This window comes from Dactylosporangium sp. NPDC051485 (assembly GCF_040682015.1).
In the GTDB taxonomy this organism is placed as follows: Bacteria; Actinomycetota; Actinomycetes; order Mycobacteriales; family Micromonosporaceae; genus Dactylosporangium.
In genome coordinates this window covers 94,229-108,972 of record NZ_JBFAZW010000005.1, presented here as the reverse complement: position 1 = coordinate 108,972, position 14,744 = coordinate 94,229, and the positions used below count along the sequence as shown (strand labels likewise).

Sequence of the window (14,744 nt, the reverse complement as noted above, 5' to 3'; positions counted from 1 at the left end):
CGCCTACGCCATCCCTCGCCGGGCTGGTTACCGTCGAGGCCGCGGTGCTTCGAAGCGTGTGGGCGGCAAACCGGATCGTGGTTCCGGATACCGTTGGTGATCTTGGAGGTCAGTCGGCGGTCATAGCGTGAAACCGGGCAACTCCGGACGCCCACACCGTCATCGGCTGGTGGTTCTACGTTGCGGTCCACCTCGCCGCAGCCGCCGCAGCGCTCCTCGGGTATCGGGCCGGTCGTCACGCAGCGGCGCAAGCGGTGCCACGGTCGATCCTCGCCGGCGCCCTACAGCGCTGCCGCGCTCCCATTCATGCCTCGACCCCAGCGGCATAATCTTCCGAGTTCCAGTCCACTCCGCGATCAAGAAAGGTCCACAATGGGTCCTTTTGATCCCTCTCCGATCGAGCGCCCGCCTGTGGCCGACTGTCCTGAACCTCGCCGACACACAGCTCATCAAACACAACCATGCGGGATGCGATACGCCACCGACCATGAGCATCCGGCGTGAATTTATCCAGGTATCTGCATTTTACGGTCGTCAATTGCTGCGCGCCAGAGGCTTCTTGTATACGGCGCCTTAGATAGCACACGCAGTAGGACTCAACCAAGGCGACATCCGGACCGGGCAAGTCAACGAGGACGTTGGTGATGACATGGACCGAAGAGTCCAACTGTGCGTGGCGAATTTTCATGTCCTCAATCAGCCCGTCGACCCCGCCTTGGTACGCACCATGGTGATCGAAGGCATTGTCGTGGTAGCACGCACGCACCGAGTCCCAGTCACAGCGATCGACCGCCCTCGCGTACCGGTACAGGCAATCAGTAACGGCCATGGTCACATCGAACCGTGATCGCTCGACCTGGTCTTCCCGCGGCATTGGTCACCCACTTCCTCAAATCTGTCGATGCCGTACTGCATCAGGCAGCTGTGTTCGGTGCTCGGACGCTCGTGTCAATGTGCACGCGCCCTGACCCCTCATTGCTCTCGCCTGACCCTGTGCTGCGCCCGCTTACGACTCGGCCGGGATTACCCGGACCGGGGTGCCCTGCAGCCATGACACGACGTCTTCCACCACGTGCGAGAAGAACCGCTCGTACATCGGCACCGAGACATAGCCGACATGCGGCGTCAGAACAGTGTTCGGCGCGTCGCGCAGCGGGTGGTCTGCAGGCAACGGCTCGACGGAGAACACGTCCAGCGCCGCGCCGGCGATGACGGCGTCCGACAGGGCCTCGGCCAGGGCATTCTCGTCCACGATCGGCCCGCGTGAGGTGTTGACGAGGTAACCGCGCGGGCCGAGCAGTTCCAGCTCGGGTCGACCGATCAGGTTCCTCGTACGTTCACTCAGCTTGAGGTGGACGGTAGCTACGTCGGCGCGCTCGAACAACTCGCGCTTGCCGACGAGTTTCACGCCCACCGACTCCGCCCGCTCGTTGGTGAGATTCTGGCTCCAGGCGACGACGTTCATGTCGAAGGCCAGTGCGTAGCGGGCGATCCTCGAGCCGAGATTGCCCAGCCCGATGATGCCGAGGGTCGATCCAGCCAGTTCAGGACCGATCGTGGTTTGCCACTGCCCTGCCCGCAGCGCGGCATCCTCCGCCGGCACTCTGCGGGTGACTGCCATGATGAGGGCCCAGGTCAGCTCGGCCGTGGTGTGCGGCACGCTGCCAGTTCCGCAGACCACGATCCCGCGGGCATGTGCGGCCGCGACGTCGATCGCCGCGTTGAACGGACCGGTGGTGACCAGGAGCGCCAGATTGGGCAGCCTGTCGAGGATCGCCGACGGGAACGCCGTCCGCTCGCGCATCGCCACGACCACTTCGAACGGCTCCAGCCGGCGCACCAGGTCAGCCGGGTCGGCGATATGGTCGTGGAAGAATGTGACGTCGGCCCGGCCGTCGAGGGGCGTCCAATCGGCACTCGACCGGGCGACGCGCTGATAATCGTCAAGGACGGCGATCCGAACCGGCATGGCGCGGGCTCCCTCGATAAGCTGGTTACGGGGTCAGAGACATCCTGCGACGAAGGTCGGCGCGAAGTTCCGCCTTGGCGGCCTTGCCGCCCGAGCCGCGATGCAGTCCGGCCATAGGCGATCATCATCTGGGACGGATGATGATCCGTGGGGCGGAGGATGTCCGCCCCACGGATGACTCATCGGTCTAGCAGGGCGGCTGGTAGGTCGCCCACGGCCCCTTCGGCTTGTTGTCCGCGCCGAACTCGATCAGCGACAGGCCGCAGAGGCCATCCGCACCGAGGTGCTTGGTGGCGGAGTAGGACAGCGTGAAGCTTGCCTGGCCGAACGAGGCCGGATACTTTGAGACGCTTTGGATCGCTTCGTTCAGCTTCTTCGCGTCGTCCGCGCCGCCGGCCTTCTCGATCGCGAGCTTGACGATGTGCACGGTGTCCCAGGCTTGGGCGTCATAGGCCGTGACCTCGTAGTCGGCGCCGTTCTTGGTCTTCAGGAGCTTGGTCAGTTCCTGGGTACGAGGGTTCTGGTTGTTGATGGAACCCATGAACACCAAACCGTTGAGGGCACCCGCGTTGGCCAGCTTCCAGGACTCCGGCTGGTTCCCGATCGACGCAAGCGAGAACCGCGGCTTCGCGGCCAACTGGCTGGCGAGCGTGTTCTGCGCGAGCACCTCGAACGGGCCACCGAGGCTGGTCACCATCACCGCGTCGACGTTCGCGTCCTTGAGTCGGGCCACCTGCGCGGACAGGTCGGCCGCCGCGGTGGCGCCCTTCTCTGTCGCCGCGACCTGCACACAGGGCATCGCGCCGAACAGCGACTTGTTCACCGCCGCGATGGTCGACGAGTCATCGGTCAGCACGCCGATCTTCTTGATGTTGGCCTTCTCGAACGCTCCGCAGTACACCTTGGCCCAGTCGCCGGTCGAGTTGGCGAGCATGTAGATGAACTCGTTGTTCGGCGCGTCGACCAGCGACTGGGTCACGCTGGTGGGGGCGATGGCCGGGATGCCGAGCTGGGTGAGGGTCGGCTTGGCCTGCGCCGATGCAGCGCCACCCGTCTGCATCAGCACCAGCTTGGCGCCCTGGCTGACCAGCTTCTGCACCACGGCCGGCGACTTGGTCGGGTCGCTCTCGTCGTTGCCCACCACAAGCTGGAGCGGACGGCCCAGCACGCCACCCTTGTCGTTGATGTCCTGAACGGCCAGCCGGATCGTCTTGCCGGAGATGTTGCTGTATGAAGCGCCCGGACCGGTGCTGTCCTGGTCCAGGCCGATGATGATCGGATCACCGGTCGCCGTGCCGGTGCTCGGTGTGTCGGAGCCGCTCTTGCTACAGCCCGCGAACGCCACCGACGCGGCGATCAGCGCGCCGGCAAGCGCCGCCGACCTCCTGGATATGGCCACGTATACCCCCTGCATTACTGGGACAAACCGAAAATGGGCTCAACTGTTACGTCGCTACCACCACGTCGTTCCTGCATGCGGGGTCTGACGAGGGGTTCCGGGAACCTAGCAAGCGCTTGGTTGACCCAATATCTCTTCGGGCGCCGTCCCGTGTCAAGGGTCCGCAATGACGAGCGGGTTACAGAACGATCAAGCCGGTCATCATGGCACCCTGCGGGTGCCGAGTAGTCCCGTCGGCAGGCTGAACTGCTGGTTCGTGGTAGTGAGCCTTGGCGGGGTTCGATCGTCGCGCGCTGCGTGGTCGTTGCGGGTTGATCCGGGCCGCCTGGCGTGGGGCGTTCGGTGGGACGGCGAGTCCGGGGCTGTGTGGTCGCTGGGTGGTCGCGTCGTCCGGGATTGCTGCCGGGGCGCTGCGGGCCCGGCCGGGCTGCCCACTACCCCGGGTTGGGTTGGGTTGCGGCGGCGAGGGCGGCTGCGGTGGTGATCGCGGCGATCGGCCAGGCCGGCAACTACACTGCACGGCGGGAGCAGTGGTGAACATGCGGGTCAGGCTCGCGGCCGAGCAGAGTCTTCAGCCGCCCACCTTCCGCACCAGGATCTCACCGAAGCGGGCCACCACCGTGGAGCCGGCGATGCCGTTGCGCAGGGTCGGCAGCGTGGCGAGGGTGCTTTCGGCCTGGTCGGTCATGACGACGTAGTCGACGCTTGCCACGCCCGCGGGCAGGTACTTCTGCATGACTTCCGGGTCGGTGTCGAGTTTCCACAGCCAGACCGGTTTGGTGAAGCCGGCCAGTTTGAGGTCCATCCAGATGTAGCCGTCGGTGACCACGACGGCGTCGTGGGGGATGTGGTCGATGACCCACCTGGTGGCCGCCCGCGAGTTGGCGCTGCCGCCGGTTTTCGACTGGTCGTACAGGCTGGTTGCCCAGGCCGGTACGACCAGGACGGCGGCGGTGGCCGCGGCCACCAGGGGCGCCGCGCGCCAGCTACGGCCGCGGGCCCACAGCAGGTCGCAGGCACCGGCGATGAGCAGCGCCGCGAACGGCAGCAGCGCGATGACGTACGCGAAGGGCAGGTACCCGCCGCGGCACATCATCACGACCTGGATCAGCAGGGCCAGGCCGATCGGGCGCAGCCGCGCGACCGCGAACCCGGCCGGGACGAGCAGCACTCCGGGCAGCAGCAGCCACGGATCCAGGCTGGCCCACGAGTGCGCCAGGCTGAACGTGCCGGAAGAGGGATCGAGCAGGCTGCCGCTGCCCGACCGGGCGAACAGCTGCCACCACAGCGCCCCGGTGAGGCTCACGTGGCCCGGACCGGGAAGGAGCTCGTTCTTGAGCAGGGCGAAGACCGGATAGGAGGAGACCAGCACCGTGAAGGAGACGAAGAAGAGGCCGACGAGCAGCAGCGGGCCGAGGGTGAGCAGGCTCGGGCGATGCACGCATGGCGGCTGAGGTCCTCGTGTGCCTGCACCGAGGACCTCTTCTGGCCCGGTATGTCCACATCAGTGCGGACATCTGCCGCAAACAATTGGGGCTGACCGGGTTCATGTCGAGTGGCACCCAGGCCGTTGACCTGGGTGTTGTCACCACCGTACTGATCGGCGATCCGCGTGGCCTTGGCCGTTCGTCCGTTGTGGACTGGTGGCGCGGTGGCATGTCTCGGTAGACCGGACGATCTTGGGCTCGTAGCTTTGACCAGGTTATGGGCATGATCACACCCATCGTCTGCCGACGAGTTGCGGAACGCGGGCCGGACGAGCGCGCCATCGCGCCGCCGCTTTCGAAGCTGCGGGCCGTCGTCGGTGGGCTTGCGCCGGTACGATCCTGAGGTTCTCTGTGATGATGGACGTCGATCGCGACATTGAGGGGCGCACGCGGATGGACAGTCCGAGCGGCAGCGAGCAGAAGCCGGCCACCGCGGCCAGGATGTATGACTTCTACCTGGGCGGCGTGCACAACTTTCCGGCGGACCGGCAGGCGGCCCAGACGGTCATCGACCAGTTTCCCGCCGTGCCCGCGGTGGCCCGCAACAACCGGGCCTTCCTGGGGCGCGCTGTGCGGTTCCTCGCCGATGCCGGCATCCGGCAGTTCCTGGACATCGGGTCGGGGATTCCGACGGCCGGTAACGTCCATGAAGTCGCCCAGGCTGTCGCGCCCGGCTCCAGGGTGGTCTACGTCGACATCGATCCGGTCGCGGTGGCGGAGAGCCTCCAGATCCTGGACGGCAACGATCGGGCCACGGCCATCTGCGGCGACCTTCGCGAGCCTCAGGCGATCCTCGATCATCCCGAGGTTCGCCGGATGCTCGACTTCACCACGCCGGCAGCGCTGGTCCTCGGGGCCGTGCTGCACTTCGTCCCCGACGACACCGAGGCGCACGGCCTGGTCGACCGCCTCGTCGCGGCATTGCCGGCGGGCAGCTACCTGGTCATCTCGCATGGGGCGGCCGAGACGTTCGCGCTCAGCGATGAACGCACCGCGGCTGCCCGGCAGGTCTACCTGCGACGGACCACCACGGCGGGCAAACCGCGAACGCGGGCACAGGTCGAGCAGCTGTTCGCGGGCCGCTGCCAACTGGTCGACCCCGCAGTGGCCTGGGCACCCGAGTGGCGACCGGCGTCAGGGGATCCGGCTGACTTCGCCGACGACGCTCGCCGCAGTGGCATGTGGGCCGGGGTTGGCCGGCTCAGGCCGACGCATGAGGCCTGACCCGGGCCCAGGAATGACGGTCGATCATCGGTAGCGCCTGCCGGCGCATGAACACCTGGAATGGTCTCCACGTGCCGGCTGCTGTCCGGGAGTGGTACGCCGTAGTCGCGCCGGCGGGTCAGATCCTGCGGTCTTCGCGGGCGAGCGCGGCGATGCGCAGATCGCGTGCCCGATGCACATGGACCTGCAGTTCGCTGCGCGCGCGGGCCGGGTCACGGTCGTGGACGGCGTCGAACACCCGCCGGTGCTCGTCCTGGGTGGTCTGCCGGTCGTCCGGCGCGCCGGCCGGCTGGGCTTCGTAGGCGGCCAGCTGGGCGTCGACCCGGCTCGCCAGCTGGGCCACCGTCGGGTTGTGGGCCGCCTCGCGCAGTGCGCCGTGGAACGCGTCGTTGATATGGATCAGGTCCGCTCCGGTGGCGGCCTCGGCCTGCTCGAGGAGGTGCCGGAGCCGGGCCAGATCGACCTCGCTGCGTCGCTGCGCGGCCAGCTCGGCCGCGGCGAGGTCGAGGATGATGCGGGCCTCGAACAGCTCGACGACCTGTTCGGGACTGCGGACGGGCACCGCGTAGCCGAACCGCACGCGTTCGAGCAGGCCGTCCTGTTCGAGCCGGGCCAGGGCGTTGCGGACCGGCGTGCGGGACACGCCGTACTCGGTGCTGAGCTGAGCCTCGCCGAGCGTCAGGCCTGGCGTGACGTGGCCCTCGATGATCCGGCGCCGGATCCGTGAGTAGATGTCGTCCGCGCCGACGTGCTTCGCCGGGTTCTCGGTCTGTGCCGCCACCTGGGTACATCTCCTCGCTGCGCGCCGCCGTCGGGGTGTCGATCACCACTGTAGTCAAGCTTAGTTCCTAGTGATACAGTATGAATTCATTATGGATCCACTTGCGGAGGTCTCGGTGATGGCGGGATACGGTCAGCTGCTGCTGACGCGCCGCCGTCCCGTCGACATGATGCTGGTCTGCAGCGCGCGCTGTCGCTGACCGGCCACGCCTCTCTCACCACACCCGCGCGCCGCTCCCCCGATCCCTGCTGCCTGCCGATCGTCCGGCGGCTCCTGCCGTGGCGCGTGCCTCTCTCAGTACGGAAGGAAAAACCGTGTCTTCTGCACGCCGGCTCAGGATCGGCCTGACCGCCTATGGAACCGGATGGGATCTGGAGGCCTGGCGGCTGCCGGGCGCCACGAACGAGGGACTGCTGGACCCGAGCGTCATCGTCGACGTCGCCCGCATCGCCGAGCGGGGCAAGCTCGACTACGTCTTCAGCGGCAGCGCGCTCGCGACCGAACCGAAGCGCCTGAACCGGGTCTTCCGGTGGGACAACACGGTGTACGCCGGCACGCTCGCGGCCGTCACCGAGCATGTCGGGTTCTTCCCCAGCTACAACACCTCCTTCGAGCACCCGTACTTCGTCGCCCGGCAGATCGCGACCGCGGACCGGTTCAGTGCCGGCCGCATCGGCGTGAACCTCGTCTACGGCATCGACCGGGAGGGCGGACCGGCGGGCAACTTCGGCGGCTGGCCGCTGCCCGACGAGCAGTCCAAGTACGACCGCGCGGACGAGTTCACCGAGGTGCTGTTCCGGCTGCTGCACGACAGCTGGGATGATGACCTGCTGCTCGACGACCGCGAGGGCGGCACGCTGATCCGGCCGGACAGCTGGCACCCGATCGACTTCGTGGGCAAGCACTTCCAGGTTCGGGGCCCGCTGAACGCGCCGCCGCCGGTGCAGCGCAAGGTGCCGCTGATCCACGTCGGCGAGTCGGCCCGCTCACTCGAACTCGGGATCCGCCACGCCGAGGTGCGCTTCTCCCCGTACTACGGATTCGAGGAGGGCAAGCGCCGCTACCAGCAGATCAAGCAACAGGTCGCGGAGGCGGGACGGGACCCCGACAAGTTCCTGATCATCCCCGGCATCACGTTCTTCGTCGCCAGCACCAAGCGCGAGGCGAGGGAGAAGTTCAACGAGGCCCATCGGGTCCAGACCGAAGAGGTCATCCCGGCGTACTTCTCGAAGGTGTTCGGCGTCGACCTGGCCGGCGTCCCGGCGTCGAGCCGGGCGGCCGACGTGCTGCCGCTGGAACGGCTGGGCGGCGACGCCCTCAAGACGACCGGCGGCCTGACCCGCGAGGTGAGCACCGTGAAGCGCGGCGGGCTCGACGACGCGCACTGGCTGCACGACCTGCTGACCAAGCGGCTCGGCGAGGATCTCACGCTTGCCGAGTTGTACCACGCGGTGCACGGCCACCTGCAAGGCGAACAGATCTTCGTCGGCGACACCACCGGCTTCGCCGACTGGCTCGAGGAGAACTTCGTCGAGCGGGTCTTCGACGGGATCCAGCTGTTCCCGCCGTACCACCGCGGGCCGGCCGACTTCTTCGTCGACAACGTCGTACCCGAACTGCAGCGGCGCGGGCTGTTCCGCCGCGAGTACGAGTCCCGCCTGCTGGCCGAGAACCTCGGCATCGCCTGATCACCAAGAAGGAGCAATCGCACATGTTCGGCGGTCAACCCCCTGCTCGGCCCGGTAGCGTCCGGCGCCGCTCGGGCCGTACAACTGCAGCATTCACCGCGACCATCGCGGCAGCGCTCGTCGCCGTCCTGGCCGCATGCGGCGGGAGCCCGGCGGCGGCTCCGCAGTCGCAGAATGCCGGCGCGCCGGTGTCCGGCGGCAACCTGGTCTACCTCGCCTCCTACGACAACCCCGACTTCCAGTGGACCGACGTCAACGACTGGGAGCCGGGCATCATCTTCAGCGCTCTCGTCGACCGGCTCGTCTACTGGGACGCGAAGTCGAGCACGCTCAGGCCGTGGCTGGCCGAGTCGTGGACGGCCAACCCCGACAGCACCCAGTTTACCCTGAAGATCCGCAAGGGCGTGACGTTCAGCGACGGCTCGGCGCTGAACGCCCAAGTCGTCGCCGACAACCTGACGATCAAGGGCAAGGGCGACAAGGCGCTTGGCATCCCGGGCACCTACACCTGGCCCGCCGGTTTCGAGAGCGCGGCCGTGACCGACGCCGACACCGTGACGGTGAAGTTCTCCAGGCCGGCCTACGGCTTCATCCGGGCGTTGACCTTCTACCACAGCGGCATCGTGGGCGAGAAGACGCTCAAGCTGAGCTTCCAGGACAGCTCCGACATCAAGAACATCGTCGGCAGCGGCCCGTTCGTGTTCGACAGCTACACCCCCGGTGAGCAGTACGTCCTGAACAAGCGCAAGGACTACAACTGGGCTCCGGACGGTGTCGGGCACACCGGTGCCGCCTACCTGGACAAGATCACCGTCCGGATCGCCGGGCAGAACAGCGTGCGGACCGGGCTGCTGCAGTCCGGGCAGGCCGACGTCATGCGCGACGTGCCCCCGGCCGACGAACAGCGGCTCGGCCAGACGGGATTCACCGTCGTGCCGGCCAAGCAGATCGCGTACTCGGTGCAGATCCGCATCCGGCCGAACACTGCCGCGACGGCGGACGTCCGCGTGCGGCAGGCGCTCCAGCACGCCATCGACCGCAAGCAGCTCGTGGACACGCTCTACTTCACCGACATCTGGAAGCCGGCGACGTCGGTGATCGAGTCGGGCGTGCCCGGGTGGGTGGATCTGTCCGGCAAGCTCACCAACGACGTGGACAAGGCGAACACGTTGCTGGACCAGGCCGGTTGGACGGCCCGGGACACGCAGGGCTTCCGCACGAAGGACGGCCAGCGCCTGTCGTTCCTGGTGTACGCCGTGTCGTGGATCCGGGAGGCACAGCCCGAGCTGCTCCTGCTGGCCCAGCAGCTCAAGAAGGTGGGCGTCGAGCTGACGGTCAAGAACGTCGACTCCAACAACGAGACGGCGGCGGTCGGCGCGCCCGGCGTGAGCCTGTCCATCTCGCTGGGCAGCGTGCCGACCGTGTCCGGGCCGATGCGCAACAACTTCCACAGCGCGGTCACCACGAGCTGGTTCAACAACGGCGCGCTGGCCAAGGACACCGAGCTTGACGGTCGCATCGACGCGCTCAGCAACGCCACCGACGACGGCACCTACACCAAGGCCGTCGGCGAGTTGCAGAACTACCTGATCGACCAGGCGTACGTGCTCCCGCTGGACACGAACCAGCAGACGTTCGCCGTGGCGAAGAAGGTCCACGACCTCAACGTCGACGCGTACGGGCGGCTGTTCTTCTACGACGCCTGGCTGAGCAAGTAGCCGGGTCCCGCACCCACCATCTCGACCCGGGCGGGACGCGTGCGTCCCGCCCGGACTGAGCGAAGAGAGCGCACAGTGCAACAGCTACTGCGGCGGGCCGGTGTACTCGCGCTGGTCCTGTTCCTGGTCTACACGCTTGTGTTCGTCGTCCTCGTCGTGCTGCCCGGTGATCCGATCAGCAACCGCCTCAGCGACCCGGACGCGGGGTACACCCCGCAGACGGTGGATCTGCTCAAGAGCTACTACGGCGTCGACAAGCCCGCGGCGCTGCGGTATGCGGAAGGCTTGCTGCGGGCTCTGCAGGGCGATCTCGGACACTCCCTCGCCGACGGGCAGTCCGTGACCGGCAAGCTCGCCGACGCCTTCACGCCGACGCTGATGCTGGGCGGCATCGCGCTGCTGATCGTGCTCGTGCTGACCGCCGTCGTCGGACTCGGCGCGCTGTACGGCCGCATCCCGGCGCTGCGCGTGGCGTTCATGTCGGTGCCGTCGCTCATCTACTCGCTGCCGGTGTACCTGGTCGCCGTCGTGTTCATCCAGGCGTTCTCGTTCCAGCTCGGCTGGGTGCCGCTCAACGGCGACGGCGGATTCGCCGCCACCTTCCTGCCGGCCTGCGTCCTGGGCATCACCATCTCGCCACCGCTGATCCAGGTGTTCGTCCGCAGCCTGATCAACGCGGACCGCCAGCCGCACATCACCGTCGCCCGCGCCCGGGGCATCCCCGAGTGGCGGATCTTCACCCGGCATCTGTTGCCGGGCGCCGCGCTGCCGAGCCTGACCGTCCTGGGCATCACCATCGGCTACCTCATGAGCGGCGCCGTGGTCACCGAGACCGTCTTCACCCGGTACGGGCTCGGCGCGCTCACCCAGAAGGCCGTGCAGGAACACGACCAGCCGGTGCTGCTCGGCATCGTCGTGGTCAACGCCGCGGTGTTCATGCTTGCCAACCTCCTCGTCGACGTCATCTATCCGCGCTTCGACCCACGCGTCCAGCCGAGGTTCAGCCATGCCAAGTAGCGCCCCCGACACCCGGCTCGCCGACCTCGGCACCGAACCGGATCCCGGTACCGAAGCCGGACCCTCGGGCACCACCCGGCGCCTGCGGGGACGGCGAATCCCGCCGACCGTCGTGTTGTCCGTGCTCGTCATCGCGGTCGTGCTCGTCTCCGCCGTCGTACCATCGCTGCTCGCCGGACAGGACCCGATCAACGGCGTGCCGTCCGACAAGCTCGCGTCGATGAGCGGGACACACTGGCTGGGCACCGACTACCTCGGCCGCGACATGTACTCGCGGATCGTTCACGGTGCCCGTACCTCGGTGCTCAGCGCGATCCTCGCCGTCGCCGTGGCCGTGAGCCTCGGCACGGTCACGGGTCTCGCCGCGGCGCTCGGGCCACGGTGGCTGGAGACGCCGCTGATGCGACTCATCGACGTGCTGCTCGCGATCCCGTCACTGCTCCTGGCGATGGTGTTCGTCGCCGCCTTCGGGTTCTCCAGCGCCAACGCCGCCGTCGCGGTGGGACTTTCGATGATCGCCACGTTTGCCCGGGTGGCCCGGATCGAAGCGCTGCGCGTGCGTTCGGCGCCGTACATCGAGGCCGCAGAGATCGCCGGCACCACCCGCGTCGGCGTCGTGGTCGCGCACCTGCTGCCCAACATCGCGACAACGCTCATCTCGCTGGCGGTGCTGGAGTTCGGCGCGGCGATCCTGGCGCTGTCGACGCTGTCGTTCCTCGGCTTCGGCGCCCAGCCGCCCAACCCGGAGTGGGGGCAGCTCGTCGCCGAGGGCGCGAACTTCTTCTACGCCGCACCGTGGCTCGTCTACGCCCCCGCCGCCGTGGTCGTCATCGTCGTGCTCGCCGTGAACCGCCTGTCCACCTACCTCGACGCGAGGGCATTCGATGAGTCGCTCTGAAGCACCCGCCGATCCGCCGCTGCTGCGGGTACGAGACCTGTCGATCGCCTACCGGACCGCCCGGCAGTGGAACCCTGTGGTGCACGACATCTCCTTCGACCTGCGGGCTGGCGAGACCGTCGCGCTGATCGGGGAATCCGGCTCCGGCAAGACCACGCTCGCCGGTGCCGTGCTGCGGATCCTGCCGGCCAACGCGCGGACCACGGGCGGCACGATCCTGTTCGACGGCGCCGACCTCGGCCGGGCGTCGCGACGGCAGCTGCGCCAGATCCGCTCACACGAACTCGGCTACGTGCCGCAGGACCCGACCATGTCGTTCAACCCGCTGCGTACGGTGCGCAGCCAGCTGTACGAGATCCTCCGCCTCACCGGCCCCGAGCGCGGCCCGGCCGCGGAAGCAGAGGAATTGCTGCGGCGGGCCGGAATCGCCGACACCGCCCGCGTGCTGGACTCCTATCCGCACCAGTTGTCCGGCGGGCTGCTGCAGCGCGCGCTCATCGCCGCGGCGATCGCCGGACGGCCGCGGCTGCTCATCGCCGACGAGCCGACCTCCGCGCTCGACGCGACCATCCAGAAGGGCATCCTCGACACGCTCGAGCAACTGCGTGCCGAGCTCGGCCTCGCGGTCCTGCTCATCACGCACGATCTGGCCCTCGCCGCGGCGCACAGCGATCAGGTCATCACGCTCGACCGGGGCCGGGTGGCCTCCTCGCCGTACGCCGAAGCGTTGTTCGCGAGCGCCCCCAAACCTGTCGCCGTCACGCTCGCCGAGCGCACCGAGGACACCACCCGAGAAGCCCCGCAGCCGGCGCTCACCGTCGACAGCGTCAGGAAAACCTTCGGCCAGTTGACGGCGGTCGACGCCGTCTCCTTCACCGTCGCGTCGGGCACCACCCACGCGCTCGTCGGTGAGTCGGGGTCGGGCAAGACGACCCTCGCCCGGATCGTGCTGGGCCTGCTGCCCGCCGACTCCGGTGCGGTACGGCTCGCCGGGCGGCCGGTCGACCCCACGAATCGCGTTGCCCTGCGCGAGGTCCGGCGCGACCTCCAGATCGTGCACCAGAACCCGTACGGCTCACTCGATCCTCGGTACACGGTGTCACGCATCATCGGCGAGCCCCTGGTCCGCTACCGCGCCGGAGACCGGCGGCAGCGGCAGGCACGGATCGGTGAGCTGGCCGACGCCGTAGGACTGCCCGCCAACGTGTTGCAGCGCCGGGCACGTGAACTGTCCGGCGGGCAGCGGCAGCGGGTCGCGATCGCGCGTGCACTTGCCCTCAACCCGAAACTCATCGTGCTCGACGAACCGACCTCCGCGCTCGACGTACGGATCCAGGATCAGGTCCTGCAACTGCTGCAGACGCTGCAGCGCGAACGTTCGCTGACCTACCTGTTCATCTCCCACGATCTGCGCGTGGTGGCCGGCCTCGCCCACACGGTCACGATCCTGCGCAGCGGTACCGACGTCGAGTCCGGCCCCGTCGCCGACGTCTTCCGGTCACCGGCCGAGGAGTACACCCGCACCCTGCTCGAGTCCGTGCTGTAGAGCATCCCGAGGAGTTCCCGTGTCCGATCCCCGCACACAACACCTGATCAGTGCCCGAGAGCTGATCGACCATCCGGTGCCACAACCCGTCGTACTGCACGTCGGCCGGGCGTCCGCGACGCTTCCGGCGCCACAGGTAAAGATCGCCGGTGCTCGCGTGACCGAACTCGAGGACGACTTCGCGGCGCCCGCAGACGACGAGCGCGGGAGGCTGCCGTTGCCCGACGCCAGCAGCCTGACGGATCGGATACGAAGCTGGGGCATCGACGGCGGAACACCGGTGATCGTCTACGCCGCTCGATCCGAACTCGTCTCCGCGGCCACCCGGGCTTGGTTCGTACTGCGCTGGGCCGGGCTGCCCGACGTCCGGCTGCTCGACGGCGGGCTCGACGCCTGGCAGGCAGAGGGCGGCCGCACCGAGGACATCGCCACGCCGGCGCCCGCAACGCCGAGCACCTTCGCCGCATTGCCCGGTCACCTACCCACGATCGACGCCGACCGCGCCGCACAGTTCGGCGCCCGCGGGCACCTTCTCGACGCCCGCGACAAGGCCGCCTACGACGGCGGTCACATCCCCGGCGCGCGACTCGTACCAGGTCCCGTGTTCGACAACGGCAGGCTCAAGAGCGCGGAGGCCCTGCAGTCCGCACTCCCCATACCGGCGGCCGTCTACTGCGGCGCAGGTGTCTCGGCCACCACCGTCGCGTTCGCCTACGCCACACTCGGCCGCACCGTCCCGGTCTACGTCGCCTCGTGGTCGGGGTGGACAGCCGATGCCGACCGGCCGATCGAGCAGGCTTGATCGGCCGTCTGCCCAAGATTGAGCCAGTTCGCTGAGTGCGGGCACTAGACTTTCAGTCATGGTCGACGCCGAAGCCGCTCTCGCCTCCCACGACGAGCCAGCCGCGGTGGCGCCGGTGATGACGGTCGCGGCGATTGTGGAAGACGTGCCGGCGGTGCCGCGTCCCCACGGCACTGCCACGACCCGATTGCCTGGCCGGAGCTCAGTCGACGGGC

At 68.2% G+C, this 14,744-nt stretch carries 12 protein-coding genes; 7 read left to right on the top strand and 5 right to left on the bottom strand.

The features are described from left to right. Window positions 1-304 precede the first annotated feature (304 nt). From AB0M46_RS04275 to AB0M46_RS04260, 4 genes are all read right to left on the bottom strand, one after another. Window positions 305-874 (bottom strand): nuclear transport factor 2 family protein, encoded by a 570-nt coding sequence (locus tag AB0M46_RS04275; RefSeq protein WP_363332838.1) that lies wholly within the window; start codon window positions 872-874, stop codon window positions 305-307. 132 nt (window positions 875-1,006) lie between these two features. Further along, entirely contained in the window at window positions 1,007-1,969 is a 963-nt protein-coding gene (locus AB0M46_RS04270) for a D-2-hydroxyacid dehydrogenase family protein (RefSeq protein WP_363332837.1), read from the bottom strand. Window positions 1,970-2,156: 187 nt separating this feature from the next. Continuing rightward, a complete protein-coding gene (locus AB0M46_RS04265) occupies window positions 2,157-3,368 on the bottom strand; it encodes an ABC transporter substrate-binding protein (protein ID WP_363332836.1) in 1,212 nt (403 codons plus the stop codon). Between the two features lie 571 nt (window positions 3,369-3,939). Continuing rightward, a complete protein-coding gene (locus tag AB0M46_RS04260; protein ID WP_363332835.1) occupies window positions 3,940-4,809 on the bottom strand; it encodes a hypothetical protein in 870 nt (289 codons plus the stop codon). Window positions 4,810-5,248: 439 nt separating this feature from the next. Here AB0M46_RS04260 and AB0M46_RS04255 point away from each other — a divergent pair, with 439 nt between their 5' ends. Next, window positions 5,249-6,079 (top strand): SAM-dependent methyltransferase, encoded by an 831-nt coding sequence (locus AB0M46_RS04255; RefSeq protein WP_363332915.1) that lies wholly within the window; start codon window positions 5,249-5,251, stop codon window positions 6,077-6,079. 118 nt (window positions 6,080-6,197) lie between these two features. On the opposite strand, the gene AB0M46_RS04250 is transcribed toward AB0M46_RS04255, so the two are convergent. Continuing rightward, window positions 6,198-6,860, bottom strand: coding sequence for a GntR family transcriptional regulator (locus AB0M46_RS04250; protein WP_363332834.1), 663 nt, complete (start codon window positions 6,858-6,860; stop codon window positions 6,198-6,200). A 314-nt stretch (window positions 6,861-7,174) separates the two neighbouring features. Here AB0M46_RS04250 and AB0M46_RS04245 point away from each other — a divergent pair, with 314 nt between their 5' ends. The 6 genes from AB0M46_RS04245 to AB0M46_RS04220 all read left to right on the top strand — a co-directional run bounded on the left by AB0M46_RS04245 (window position 7,175) and on the right by AB0M46_RS04220 (window position 14,529). Continuing rightward, the gene (locus AB0M46_RS04245) at window positions 7,175-8,548 is read left to right on the top strand and encodes an NtaA/DmoA family FMN-dependent monooxygenase (protein WP_363332833.1); all 1,374 of its coding nucleotides are present in this window, start codon (window positions 7,175-7,177) and stop codon (window positions 8,546-8,548) included. Window positions 8,549-8,736: 188 nt separating this feature from the next. Continuing rightward, window positions 8,737-10,266, top strand: a complete 1,530-nt coding sequence (locus tag AB0M46_RS04240; protein ID WP_363332832.1) for an ABC transporter substrate-binding protein — start codon at window positions 8,737-8,739, stop codon at window positions 10,264-10,266. A 75-nt stretch (window positions 10,267-10,341) separates the two neighbouring features. After that, entirely contained in the window at window positions 10,342-11,283 is a 942-nt protein-coding gene (locus tag AB0M46_RS04235) for an ABC transporter permease (protein WP_363332831.1), read from the top strand. Continuing rightward, entirely contained in the window at window positions 11,273-12,181 is a 909-nt protein-coding gene (locus tag AB0M46_RS04230; RefSeq protein ID WP_363332830.1) for an ABC transporter permease, read from the top strand. Before AB0M46_RS04235 ends, AB0M46_RS04230 begins: the two co-directional genes overlap by 11 nt. Further along, window positions 12,168-13,727, top strand: coding sequence for an ABC transporter ATP-binding protein (locus AB0M46_RS04225; RefSeq protein ID WP_363332828.1), 1,560 nt, complete (start codon window positions 12,168-12,170; stop codon window positions 13,725-13,727). Before AB0M46_RS04230 ends, AB0M46_RS04225 begins: the two co-directional genes overlap by 14 nt. A 157-nt stretch (window positions 13,728-13,884) precedes the next feature. Beyond that, window positions 13,885-14,529 (top strand): rhodanese-like domain-containing protein, encoded by a 645-nt coding sequence (locus AB0M46_RS04220; RefSeq protein ID WP_363332827.1) that lies wholly within the window; start codon window positions 13,885-13,887, stop codon window positions 14,527-14,529. Window positions 14,530-14,744 lie beyond the last annotated feature (215 nt).

What these genes read in the sequence shown, in the direction of transcription:
- AB0M46_RS04275 (WP_363332838.1), bottom strand. Translation starts at nt 874, where the DNA reads ATGCCGCGGGAAGACCAGGTCGAGCGATCACGGTTCGATGTGACCATG.
- AB0M46_RS04270 (WP_363332837.1), bottom strand. Translation starts at nt 1,969, where the DNA reads ATGCCGGTTCGGATCGCCGTCCTTGACGATTATCAGCGCGTCGCCCGG.
- AB0M46_RS04255 (WP_363332915.1), top strand. Translation starts at nt 5,249, where the DNA reads ATGGACAGTCCGAGCGGCAGCGAGCAGAAGCCGGCCACCGCGGCCAGG.
- AB0M46_RS04230 (WP_363332830.1), top strand. Translation starts at nt 11,273, where the DNA reads ATGCCAAGTAGCGCCCCCGACACCCGGCTCGCCGACCTCGGCACCGAA.
- AB0M46_RS04225 (WP_363332828.1), top strand. Translation starts at nt 12,168, where the DNA reads ATGAGTCGCTCTGAAGCACCCGCCGATCCGCCGCTGCTGCGGGTACGA.